Raw genomic sequence first — 11,838 nt, 5'->3', positions numbered from 1 at the left:
GTTCCGCGCCGTGCTGGGTAGGCTCGGCAGACATGGAGCATGAGGTGTTCGTTCCGGTTCCGCCCGAGCGGCTGAGGGAGGCGCTGGCCGACCCCGCCCGGGTGGCCCGCGCGGTTCCCGGTCTCCAGCAGGACGCGGGGACGCCGCCCGTCTGCGGCCGTCTGAAGGTCCGCGTCGGCGGCCACACCATCACCTATCGCGGCAGGCTCGCCGTCACCCCGCAGGACGACGGCTCCTACGCCGTCGAGGGCGACGCGAGCGAGGTCCGCGGCGGCGGCTCCGTGAAGCTCGCCCTCACCGCACGCCTCCGTCCCGCCGACGGCGGTACGACGCTCGCCTTCGGCGGCACGGCCACCGGCGACGGCCGCGTGGCGGAGCTGTCCGCGGACGCGGTGTCCTCGGCCGGCACCCGGCTGCTGAGCCGCTTCGCCGAGGGCCTGGCCGCGGGTCCCGCCCCGACGGCGGCCGCGGAACGGGAACCGGAGCGGTCCACCGGGCCCGCCGACGGGCCGGAGGCGGTCACGGACGCGCCGCCGGCCACCGCGAACGGGCAGGCCGTCCGGCCCGGACCCGATTCCGGAACCGCGCCCGATGCCACGCCCGAGCCCGAGCCCGAATCCGGACACGCGGCCGACGCCGCCGCCCCCGACTCCACTCCCGCCGCCTCCGACTCCACACCCGACTCCTCCCCCGCCCCCGGTTCGGTCTTCGAGACGGAGGTGCCGCCCCCGTCCCTCGACCCGCTGGCCGACGACGACCTCATGGAAGGGGAGTTCGCGGCCGAGGAGTTCGACATGGAGGAGGACGGCGAGGACGTGCTGGACGGCGAGGACGCCATGGCCGAAGCGGCGCACGCCCGCCGGACGATGATCGGCCGCAGCGCCGAGGAGGTGGACCACGCTCCGCCGCGCGGCCGGTACGCGCCGGTCCCGCCCCCGGAGGCCGCCGCCGCCCGGGCTACCCTCCGCTGGGCCGCCCCGGCGGCCGCCCTCGCCCTGGCCTCGGCGATCGCCCTGACCCGGGCCCTGCGCAAGCGCCGCTGACCACGAGGGGCCCGCACCCCAGTAGGGTCAACTCCGTGAGTAACGAAGACATCACGCTGACCGCGGGCGACGCGGAGGTGACCGTGGCGCCGGCCAACGGCGGACGGATCGGAAGTCTGCGGATCGGCGGCGTCGAACTGCTGCGGCAGGGCGCGAAGTTCGGGTGCTTCCCGATGGTCCCGTGGTGCGGACGCATCCGCGGCGGCCGCTTCCTCGACGGCGCCACCGTACGGCAGATGCCGCTGAACTCCCCACCGCACGCCATCCACGGCACGGCCCGCGACGGGGCCTGGCGCATCGCCCGCGCGGGCAAGGACGAGGCCGTGATCACCTACGACCTCGTGGAGCCCTGGCCGCACCCCGCGCGCGTCACGCACGCCGTCACGCTGGCCGAGGACTCCCTCACGCTCACGATGTCCGTGGAGACCTACGGCTCCTCGTTCCCCGCCCAGGTCGGCTGGCATCCCTGGTTCAACCGCAGCCTCGACGGCGGCGACGACGTCCGCGTCGACTTCGCCCCCGCCTGGCAGGAGGAACGCGGCGACGACCACCTGCCCACCGGCCGGCGGACCGAGCCGAAGCCCGGCCCCTGGGACGACTGCTTCGGCATGCCGGACGGTGTCGACGTGACGCTCACCTGGCCGGGGCGGATCGAGCTGAAGGTCGCCAGCCGCGAGGAGTGGGTCGTCGTCTACGACGAGCAGGAGGCCGCCGTCTGCGTGGAGCCGCAGACCGGGCCGCCCAACGGCCTGAACACCCTCCCCCGCCTGGTCACCCCCATCGAGCCCCTGGAGGCGACCACCACCTGGAGCTGGCGGCGCCTCTAAGCTGGCGGACATGAGTGACGTCAACGCAGTAATGCCGCCAGGCACCCGCGGCGAGCTGCTGCAGCAGATCAAGGACAAGGCCGTGGTGCACGGCAAGGTGACCCTCTCCTCGGGTCTTGAGGCCGACTACTACGTGGATCTGCGCCGGATCACGCTGGACGGCGAGGCCGCCCCGCTGGTCGGGCAGGTGCTCCTCGACCTCACCGCCGACCTCGACTTCGACGCCGTGGGCGGGCTGACCATGGGGGCCGACCCGGTGGCCGCGGCCATGCTGCACGCCGCCGCCGCGCGCGGGCGCAGGCTCGACGCCTTCGTCGTGCGCAAGGCCGCCAAGGCGCACGGGCTGCAGCGTCGGGTCGAGGGCCCCGAGATCAAGGGGCGGCGCGTGCTCGTCGTCGAGGACACGTCGACCACCGGCGGTTCCCCGCTGACCGCGGTCGAGGCGGTCCGTGAGGCCGGCGCGGAGGTCGTCGGCGTCGCCACGATCGTCGACCGGGCGACCGGCGCGGCCGAGAAGATCGAGGCAGGCGCCGGGGTGCCGTACCTCTTCGCCTACTCGAAGGACGAGCTGGGCCTCGACTGAGGCCCGGCACCGGCATACGCTCGCGGTCCCGCGCGACGGCCGGACGGACCCCGCCGGCGGCGGGGTCCCGCGGCTCGGTCCCGTATCCCGGACAGGGTGTCTCAAGCATCCGGCCAAGTCTGGAAAGATGGGGACGACGATGACGTCGCCCCCCTAGGTCAGGGCCGTAAGCACCAGTCCCTACGTACCGCACCAGCCGTACGCAGACCCGCACATACAAGGAGCGGACAGATGCCCATCGCAACCCCCGAGGTCTACAACGAGATGCTCGACCGGGCGAAGGCAGGCAAGTTCGCCTACCCGGCCATCAACGTGACCTCGTCCCAGACCCTGCACGCTGCGCTGCGCGGCTTCGCGGAGGCCGAGAGCGACGGCATCATCCAGATCTCCACCGGTGGTGCGGAGTTCCTGGGCGGCCAGTACAACAAGGACATGGTGACCGGCGCGGTCGCCCTCGCCGAGTACGCGCACATCGTGGCCGCCAAGTACGACATCACCGTCGCGCTGCACACGGACCACTGCCCCAAGGACAAGCTGGACGGCTACGTCCGTCCGCTGCTCGACATCTCCGCCGAGCGTGTCGCCAAGGGCGCGAACCCGCTGTTCCAGTCGCACATGTGGGACGGCTCCGCCGAGACCCTCGCCGACAACCTGGCCATCGCGCAGGAACTGCTCGCGAAGGCCGCCGCCGCGAAGATCATCCTCGAGGTCGAGATCACCCCGACCGGCGGCGAGGAGGACGGCGTCAGCCACGAGATCAACGACGAGCTGTACACCACCGTCGAGGACGCCCTGCGCACCGCCGAGGCCCTCGGCCTGGGCGAGAAGGGCCGCTACCTGCTCGCCGCGTCCTTCGGCAACGTGCACGGTGTGTACAAGCCCGGCAACGTCGTGCTGCGTCCCGAGCTCCTCAAGGACCTCCAGGAGGGCGTCGCCGCCAAGCACGGCAAGGCCGACCCGTTCGACTTCGTCTTCCACGGCGGCTCCGGCTCCACGGCCGAGGAGATCGCCACCGCGCTGGAGAACGGCGTCGTGAAGATGAACCTCGACACCGACACCCAGTACGCCTTCACGCGTCCCGTCGCGGACCACATGTTCAAGAACTACGACGGCGTCCTGAAGGTCGACGGCGAGGTCGGCTCCAAGAAGACCTACGACCCGCGCACCTGGGGCAAGCTCGCCGAGGCCGGCATGGCCAAGCGCGTGAGCGAGGCCTGCGCGGCGCTGCGTTCCGCGGGCACCAAGCTGAAGTAGCGGGCGCGCGGGAGCCCCGCGGCGGCCGGACCACGGCCGCCCTGGTCCTTTCGCGGCAGTACCGCGCGGCCGGGCCCGGCACCTCCCACGGTGCCGGGCCCTTCCGTATCCTCCGAGGTATGGCTGCGCCTTCGCAGAAGCGTGCACAGGAGACGCCGGGAGCGGGACCGGACGTACGGATCTCCTCGACGACGGGCAAGTGGATCCTGCTCACCACCGTCCTCGGCTCCAGCATGGCGTTGCTGGACTCGACGGTCGTGAACGTGGCGCTGCCGCGCATCGGCCGCGACCTGGACGCCGGACTGACGACCCTCCAGTGGACCGTGAACGCGTACATGCTGACGCTGGCGGGTCTGATCCTGCTGGGCGGGTCGCTCGGCGACCGCTTCGGGCGGCGCCGGATCTTCGTGCTGGGCGTGGTGTGGTTCGCGGCCGCGTCCCTGCTGTGCGGGCTCGCGCCGACCGACACCGTGCTGGTCGCCGCGCGCGCTCTGCAGGGGGTCGGGGGAGCGCTGCTGACCCCGGGTTCCCTGGCGCTCATCCAGGCGTCCTTCCATCCCGACGACCGGGCCCGCGCCGTCGGGCTGTGGTCGGGCTTCGGAGGCGTCGGTGCCGCCGTGGGCCCGTTCCTGGGCGGCTGGCTGGTGGACGGCCCCGGCTGGCGCTGGGTCTTCCTGCTGAACGTCCCGGTGGCGCTGCTGTGCGCGCCGATCGCGCTGCGGCACGTCCCTGAGTCGTCCGACGAGCGCGCCCATCAAGGCTTCGACGTGCTCGGGGCGGCTCTCGGTGCCCTCTCGCTGGCACTGGTGACGTACGCCCTGATCGAGGCCCGCAGCGGGTCCGTGGTGGTCGCCGTGACGGCGGTCGCGGGAGTGGCGGCGGGCGTGGCCTTCGTGTTCGTCGAACGGCGGCGGCCCGATCCGATGCTGCCGCTCGACATCTTCGCGTCGCGCCAGTTCACCGCGGTCAACCTGGTGACCCTGTGCGTGTACGCGGCCTTCGGCGGTTTCTTCTTCCTCACCGCGCTCCAGCTCCAGGTGGTGGCGGGGTACTCGCCGCTCCAGGCCGGTACGGCGCTGCTGCCGACGACGGTCCTGATGCTGCTGTTCTCCGCCCGCTCGGGTGAACTGGCCCAGCACATCGGGCCGCGCATCCCGCTCACGGTGGGGCCGCTGCTGTGCGCGGCGGGGATGCTGCTGATGCTGCGGGTGGGCCCCGACGCGTCGTACGCGGTGGACGTGCTGCCCGCGCTGCTCGTGATGGGGGCGGGCATGGTCACCCTGGTCGCGCCGCTGACCGCCACCGTCCTCGCCTCCGTCGACACCGAGCGGGCGGGCCTGGCCAGCGGGATCAACAACGCGGCGGCCCGCGCGGCGGGCCTGATCGCCGTGGCCGCGCTGCCGCTGCTCGCCGGGATGGGCCCGGAGGCCTACCGCGAGGCGGACGCCTTCAACGCCGCGTTCCGGCGTGCGATGCCGTTGTGCGCGGCCGTCCTGGTGGTCGGGGCGGTGCTGGCCTTCGCGACCGTCCGGCGTCCGGTGCCCGGCTGCCGGCGGCCCGAGTGCCTCATGCACGGCTGTGTCACGGCGCCCCCGCTGGAGCCCCGGCGAGCGGCCGCGGCCCCTCCCTCCCCGGGGGCGCCTAGGCCATCCGGCGCTGGTCCAGCTTCGTGACCGTGCCGGTCTTGTCGATCGTGTAGGCGAAGTACATCCGGCTCGCGGTCGCCGCGGCGTCGGCCTTGTCCAGGAAGGTACGGACGTCCATCGGCTTGTTGACCTCGGTGTCGTAGAGCGGGTGGTTCACGGTGATCTTCGCCGTCGCGGAGAGCGGTATCTCGTGCTTCGGGCCGATCGCGTGCCAGACGGGCATGTCGATGCTCGGGCAGGACCAGGTGCCTTCCTGGACCTTCAGATAGGCGCGGTCGCCCTCGGTCCGTACGCCGGGCAGCAGCATGAGGTCGATGCCCTTCCAGCCCTTGCAGGCGGGGTCCTTCGCGGTGGCGGACGCCGTCGCGGAGGGGGCCTCGGACGCGTCGGCGGAGGGGGAGGCCTCGGTGCCGGCCGAGGCGGTGGACGACGGGGACGCCGCTCCCTGCGCCTCGTCCTCCGGCTGGCAGGCGGTGGTGGCCAGCAGGGCCGCGGCGGTGAGAGCGCCCAGGGCGCCGGCCCTGCGCAGCCGGGCGGCGGTCGTCGTACGCATGCGGATTCCCCCGTCGTCGTCGCACATCCCCGTGCGCGCGTTGTCGTGAGCACGTACAGCTCGCGAGTGATCGCAGTGTGCCCGCGGAACCCGTCGTTCCATAAGGGCCGCGGGCAACCGTTACCGATCACGGACAATGCAGCAGACTGAACCCATGACGATTCACGAGAACCTCCTCGGGGGACCGCCCCCGACCCACCTCCCCGACGACCCGCAGCCCCGTGAGCTCCTGGCGAACGGCACGCCCCCCGCCGACGTCGCCGCCAAGTACCCCACCTCCTCACTCGCCTGGGCGCAGCTCGCCGACGAGGCGTACGAGCGGGGCAGCGTCGTCGAGTCGTACGCCTACGCCCGCACCGGCTACCACCGCGGCCTGGACGCCCTGCGCCGCAACGGCTGGAAGGGCCACGGCCCGGTGCCCTGGGAGCACGAGCCGAACCGCGGCTTCCTGCGCGCCCTGCACGGCCTCGCCCGCGCCGCCCAGGCGATCGGCGAGCAGGAGGAGTACGAGCGCTGCAGCCAGTTCCTGAAGGACTCCTCGCCGACGGCGGCCCAGACCCTGGGCTAGCCCCGGAACCCGGCCCACGGCCGGGCGGGTGCAGGTCCGCCTGGTGTGACCAGGCGGACCTTGCGGTTTCGGGGCACGATTGTGGAGGATGCCCGGTGGGGACCGGGGCCCCCGTGTCGGTAACGGCAGGGGCGGACCGCTACCCGGAGCACATTGCAGGAGACAGCGATGTCCCACCAGGCTCAGCCCGCCGAGGCCACGGAGCCCGAGACCCCGCATCTCGACTTCCAGGGAACGACTCCCTACGAGGACTACGTCCAGGCGGACGTCCTGACCCACCTCCAGCACACCCTCTCCGACGACCCCGGAGAGATGGTCTTCCTGGTGACGACCCAGGTCATGGAGCTGTGGTTCACCGTCATCGTCCACGAGTGGGAGACCGCTGCGAACGCGCTGCGCGAGGACCGGGTGCCAGTCGCGGTCGCCGCGCTCAAGCGGTCCGTACGGGAGCTGGAGGCGCTGAACGCGTCCTGGCGCCCGCTCTCCCAGCTCACCCCCGCCCAGTTCAACGCGTACCGCTCCGCCCTCGGCGAGGGTTCCGGCTTCCAGTCCGCGATGTACCGCCGGATGGAGTTCCTGCTCGGCGAGAAGTCCGCGTCCATGCTGGTCCCGCACCGGGGTGCGCCACGCGTCCACGCCGAGCTGGAGAAGGCCCTGCACGAGCCGAGCCTGTACGACGAGGTCCTGCGGCTCCTCGCCCGGCGCGGGCACGCCGTCCCGGCAGCCGTGCTGCAGCGTGACGTCTCCCTCCGCTACGAGCCGTCCCGCGACGTCGAGGCCGTGTGGACGGCCCTGTACGCGGGCCCCGAGGACGACGAACTCGCCCGCCTCGGCGAGGCGCTGACCGACGTCGCCGAACTGGTCTGGCGCTGGCGCAACGACCATCTCGTCGCCACCCGCCGCGCGATGGGCGCGAAGGCCGGCACGGGCGGCTCCGCCGGCGTGGCCTGGCTGGAGAAGCGCGCCCAGAAGAACGTGTTCCCCGAGCTGTGGACGGCGAGGTCCCATGTCTGAGCCGCGCGGCAACGCCGTCCGGTCCGAGCCGAGCGCACGAGCCGCACAGCTGGACGCGGCCGACGAACTCGCCGGACTGCGCAAGAGGTTCGTGCTCGACGACGCCGTCTACCTCGACGGGAACTCGCTCGGCGCGCTGCCGGCCGACGTCCCCGCCCGCATCGACGACGTCGTCCGCCGCCAGTGGGGCGAACTCCGCATCCGTTCCTGGGAGGAGAGCGGCTGGTGGACGGCGCCGGAACGCATCGGCGACCGCATCGCGCCGCTCGTCGGGGCGGCCCCGGGACAGATCGTGGTCGGGGACTCCACGAGCGTCAACGTCTTCAAGGCCCTGGTCGGAGCCGTCCGGCTGGCGGGCGACGGCCGCGACGAGATCGTCGTCGACGCGACCACCTTCCCCACCGACGGCTACATCGCCGCGTCCGCCGCCCGTCTGACGGGCTGCGAGCTGCGCCCCGTGGAACCCGCCGAGGTGCCCGGCGCGCTGGGCCCGCGCACGGCGGCCGTCCTCCTCAACCACGTCGACTACCGCACCGGCCGGCTGCACGACCTGCCCTCCCTCACCGCCGCGATCCACGACGCGGGGGCTCTCGCGGTCTGGGACCTGTGCCACAGCGCCGGCGCCCTGCCCGTCGGCCTGGACGCCCACGGGGTGGACCTGGCCGTCGGCTGCACGTACAAGTACCTGAACGGCGGGCCCGGTTCGCCGGCCTACCTGTACGTCGCCGCCGCCCATCAGGACCGCTTCGACTCGCCGCTGCCCGGCTGGAACTCCCACGCCGAACCCTTCGGCATGAGCCCGACGTACGCCCCCGCTCCGGGCGCGCTGCGCGGCCGGGTCGGCACCCCCGACATCCTGTCGATGCTCGCTCTGGAGGCCGCGCTCGACGTGTGGGACGGCGTCTCCGTCGACTCCGTCCGCGCCAAGTCGCTGGCCCTCACCGACTTCTTCCTCGACTGCGTCTCGCAGTACGTCCCCGAGGGCCGGGTCGAGTCCCTCACCCCGCCCGCCCACGCCGACCGCGGCAGCCAGGTCGCCCTGCGCTGCGCCGACGCGGGCACCGTGATGAAGTCCCTCATCGAGCAGGGCGTGATCGGCGACTTCCGCCACCCCGACGTCCTCCGCTTCGGCTTCACCCCCCTGTACGTGGGCTTCGCCGACGTGGAGAGGGCGGCACGGGTACTGGGGCGGACGCTCGGGGGCTGATCTCAGCCCGTCCGGCGCTTGAGGACGAGGCCGTCCAGGCCGATCGGGGGTCTGGGGGGCGAAGCCCTCAGGTGTACGGGTCGGGCAGGGGCGGAGGGGGCGAGAACCCGCTCCGGCCCCCGCCCGACGACCCCACCCCGCCCCGCCGAAGGCCCACCCCGCGAAGGGCGCCCCTGGCGACCCGGCCCCGCCGAAGGGCCGCCTCGCGTAGGTCGCCCCCGGCGAGCGGCTCCGGCCTCTCGCTGCGGCCCCGCCCCGCCGAAGGGCCGCCTCGCGAAGGGCGCCCCTGGCGACCCGGCCCCGCCGAAGGGCCGCCTCGCGAAGGGCGCCCCCGGCGACCCGCACGGGCCCCCGGACACCCCCGGCCCGCCCGCACAACCCTCACCGAGCGTGACAACCCCGTGTCGACGCACGTCACGGGCCTGATACCGTCCCCGCCAACGGCCGAATACTCCCCTGGTCCGCCAAAACCGTTTCACCCTTGAGAGGTTGGAGCATGCAGGACGACGCCGGCGCAGAGCGCGAGTCAGCCGCCCAGCGCGACGCAGCGGAAGAGGCGTCAGCCTTCTCGCACCCGCCCGTGGACCCCGACATCACCGTCGCGTACGGCGACCACCCCGACCAGGTGATCGACTTCTACACCCCGCGCGAGCATGACCCGTCGGTCCCCGCCCCCCTCGTGGTCGTCCTGCACGGCGGCGCCTGGCGAGCCCCGTACGACCGCCGCCACATCACCCCGTTCGCGGACTTCCTGGCCCGCCGCGGCTTCGCCGTGGCGAACGTCGAGTACCGGCGGGGCGCCGCGATCCCCGCGCAGGGCGGTCCTGCGGACGCGGGCCCCGACGGACCGGGCCCGGCGCAAGGCCCGGTGGCGGGCCGCTGGCCGGACACCTTCGACGACGTGGCGGCCGCACTCGACGCCCTGCCCGCCCTGGCCCGCGAGGCGCTCCCGCAGGCCGACCTCCGGCGCACGGTGGTCACGGGCCACTCGGCGGGCGGCCACCTGGCGCTCTGGGCCGCCGCCCGCCACGTCCTGCCGGCCGACGCGCCCTGGCGCACCGACGGGCCGGCCCCGCTGCGCGGTGTCGTCGCGCTCGCGCCGATCGCGGACTTCCAGGTGGCGGAGAAGCTCGACGTCTGCGGCGGAGCCTCCCGCCAACTCCTCGGTGGAGAGGCCAAGTTCGCCGAACGGCTGCCCTACGCCGACCCGGTGCAGCTGATGCCCACCGGCATCGCCACCACCCTCGTCCAGGGGCGTACCGACATCGTCGTGCCGCAGGCGGTCGCCGAGTCGTACGCCGACGCGGCGGCGAGGGCGGGCGAGGTGGTGGGCCTGACGCTTCTGGAGGACGTCGGCCACTTCCCCCTGATCGACCCGGCCGCGGACGCCTGCGCGGTGGTGGCGGAGGAGATCGCCCAACTGGCCTGGTGACCCGGCCGCGGACGGGCCGCCCCGGCGGCCCACACCGCCTAACTGGCGATATCCCACTCACGCGTGACGCACCATCACGTCACCTTGGTGCCGCCCCGGTCATAGCCGTGACAGCTGCCCCGGTCATACCCGTAATACCTGAGAGCTACCTCCCAGGTGAGCTCCCCAGCGGGACGCCGACGACACGTCACGATCCGTAACTTCCCCTTCGAGGAAGCCCGATGCACGGGCACCCCGAAGGGAAGGACACCATGGGATTCCGGGCGAGGCGGAGCGGGACGGGACGATCACCGGACGCGTGCCCTCAGCCTGCCCGGCGGGGAGACCCACGCTCCCCGCTTGCCGTTCCCCCGGACACGAAGCCGCCCTCTGACGTCCAGCCGGACGCGAAGCCGCTGTTCACCGGCGCGCCGGACGCGAAGTCACCGCCGACCGCGCCGTCGGACGCGAAGCCATCGCTCGCCGCGCCGTCGGACGCGAAGCTGCCCCTCGCCGCGCCGTCGGACACGAAGCTGCCCCTCGCCCTCCCGGCGGCTGCAAGACCACCCCTCACGCACCGACTCCGGCTCCGGCCCCGAAGCCAACTCCGGCTCCAACTCCGGCGACGCCTGCTCCGCACCCTCCTCGCCGCACTGGTGACGGGTGCCGTCGTCGTCCCCGTGTCCGCCGCCTCACGCCCGCAGATCCCCTCCCCGGAGCCCGCGGAGGTAGCACCGTTGACACCGGCGACGCTGGACAGGGCGTACGAGGCGAACCGCGCCAACGCCGCGGAGGCGGCCCGCATGGCCGCGGGTCACGGCGACCGCAGCCGCGCCGCCGCGGACCGCGCCATGGCCGCCCCCTCCCGCCACTTGCTCTCCTTCGACGGACGGAGGTCCGGGCAGGCGGTCGAGGTCTTCGGTGATCTGGCCCGCGCCGACCGGGTGGCGGTCCTGGTCCCGGGCTCCGACACCACTCTGGAGACGTACGACCGCTTCCGCGCCGGAGCGCGCGCCCTGCACCGTGACGTCGGCCCGCGCACGGCCGTCGTGGCCTGGTTGGGCTACGAGACCCCGGGCACGGTGAGCACGACGGTGCTGACGACGGCCCGGGCCGGGGAGGCGGCCCCTCGGCTGCGCGACTTCGTCCGTGAACTGCGGGGCATCGTCGGTGAGTCGGCGCACGTATCCCTGCTGTGCCACTCGTACGGCACGGTGGTCTGCGGCAGCGCGGCCAGGGGCCTGGACGTGGACGAGCTGGTCCTCCTCGGCAGCCCGGGCACCGGAGTCGACTCGGCGGATCGGCTGCGCACGTCGGCACGCGTATGGGCGGCCCGGGGCGCGGACGACTGGGTCGCGCACGTCCCGCACGCGCGGGCTCATTTCTTCGGCACGACCGTCGGCTTCGGCAGAGACCCGATGAGCCCGGCCTTCGGCGCCCACGTCTTCGCCGCGGGCCGCGGCGGGCACAGCGACTACTTCAAGCCGGGCTCGGTGTCCCTGGACAACGTCGCCCGCATCGTCCTCGGTGACACCTCGGAGGTGACCCGTGCGTGAGTCGACCCTGCGTGAGACCCAAGGCCGGAAGGGCACACGACCGGACGACCCCGGCGACCACGCCACAGCCACGGAACTCCGAGGAGCTTCGGAAGGCCGGGAGACGACAGGCGCAGCGGGGCGGACACCGGGGACGCCGGGCGCGCGGGGCGGGGTCCGCCGGACACGACGGGCGG

General features: G+C 73.5%; 11 protein-coding genes. 10 read left to right on the top strand and 1 reads right to left on the bottom strand.

The window, feature by feature from the left end:
• Positions 1 to 32: 32 nt before the first annotated feature.
• The 5 genes from ABEB03_RS01055 (at position 33) to ABEB03_RS01035 (ending at position 5,380) form a co-directional block, all read left to right on the top strand.
• Positions 33 to 1,043: an SRPBCC family protein gene (locus ABEB03_RS01055; RefSeq protein ID WP_345639826.1), complete on the top strand. Its 1,011-nt coding sequence runs from the start codon at positions 33 to 35 to the stop codon at positions 1,041 to 1,043.
• Positions 1,044 to 1,078: 35 nt separating this feature from the next.
• Positions 1,079 to 1,870 (top strand): aldose epimerase family protein, encoded by a 792-nt coding sequence (locus ABEB03_RS01050; protein WP_345639824.1) that lies wholly within the window; start codon positions 1,079 to 1,081, stop codon positions 1,868 to 1,870.
• 31 nt (positions 1,871 to 1,901) lie between these two features.
• The gene (pyrE, locus tag ABEB03_RS01045; RefSeq protein ID WP_179332516.1) at positions 1,902 to 2,453 is read left to right on the top strand and encodes an orotate phosphoribosyltransferase; all 552 of its coding nucleotides are present in this window, start codon (positions 1,902 to 1,904) and stop codon (positions 2,451 to 2,453) included.
• Positions 2,454 to 2,684: 231 nt separating this feature from the next.
• A complete protein-coding gene (fbaA, locus tag ABEB03_RS01040) occupies positions 2,685 to 3,707 on the top strand; it encodes a class II fructose-bisphosphate aldolase (protein WP_345639819.1) in 1,023 nt (340 codons plus the stop codon).
• A gap of 119 nt (positions 3,708 to 3,826) precedes the next feature.
• Positions 3,827 to 5,380, top strand: a complete 1,554-nt coding sequence (locus tag ABEB03_RS01035; protein WP_345639817.1) for an MFS transporter — start codon at positions 3,827 to 3,829, stop codon at positions 5,378 to 5,380.
• Here the strand turns inward: ABEB03_RS01035 and ABEB03_RS01030 are convergent.
• Positions 5,349 to 5,906 carry a hypothetical protein gene (locus ABEB03_RS01030; RefSeq protein ID WP_345639815.1) on the bottom strand — a complete coding sequence of 186 codons (558 nt, stop codon included), beginning with the start codon at positions 5,904 to 5,906 and terminating at the stop codon, positions 5,349 to 5,351. The genes ABEB03_RS01035 and ABEB03_RS01030 overlap by 32 nt on opposite strands.
• A gap of 154 nt (positions 5,907 to 6,060) precedes the next feature.
• Between ABEB03_RS01030 and ABEB03_RS01025 the strand changes: the two genes are divergently transcribed.
• The 5 genes from ABEB03_RS01025 to ABEB03_RS01005 all read left to right on the top strand — a co-directional run bounded on the left by ABEB03_RS01025 (position 6,061) and on the right by ABEB03_RS01005 (position 11,662).
• Positions 6,061 to 6,474, top strand: coding sequence for a DUF3151 domain-containing protein (locus ABEB03_RS01025; RefSeq protein WP_345639813.1), 414 nt, complete (start codon positions 6,061 to 6,063; stop codon positions 6,472 to 6,474).
• Between the two features lie 168 nt (positions 6,475 to 6,642).
• Positions 6,643 to 7,488 (top strand): tryptophan 2,3-dioxygenase family protein, encoded by an 846-nt coding sequence (locus tag ABEB03_RS01020; RefSeq protein ID WP_345639811.1) that lies wholly within the window; start codon positions 6,643 to 6,645, stop codon positions 7,486 to 7,488.
• Entirely contained in the window at positions 7,481 to 8,695 is a 1,215-nt protein-coding gene (gene kynU, locus ABEB03_RS01015) for a kynureninase (RefSeq protein ID WP_345639809.1), read from the top strand. Before ABEB03_RS01020 ends, kynU begins: the two co-directional genes overlap by 8 nt.
• Positions 8,696 to 9,191: 496 nt before the next feature.
• Positions 9,192 to 10,127, top strand: a complete 936-nt coding sequence (locus tag ABEB03_RS01010; RefSeq protein WP_345639806.1) for an alpha/beta hydrolase — start codon at positions 9,192 to 9,194, stop codon at positions 10,125 to 10,127.
• Between the two features lie 608 nt (positions 10,128 to 10,735).
• Positions 10,736 to 11,662 (top strand): alpha/beta hydrolase, encoded by a 927-nt coding sequence (locus tag ABEB03_RS01005; RefSeq protein WP_345640566.1) that lies wholly within the window; start codon positions 10,736 to 10,738, stop codon positions 11,660 to 11,662.
• The last annotated feature ends 176 nt before the right edge of the window (positions 11,663 to 11,838 follow it).

Origin of the sequence: Streptomyces siamensis (genome assembly GCF_039543605.1) — a bacterium.
Classification (GTDB): Bacteria; Actinomycetota; Actinomycetes; order Streptomycetales; family Streptomycetaceae; genus Streptomyces; species Streptomyces siamensis.
This window is presented reverse-complemented; position numbering and strand designations above follow the sequence as displayed.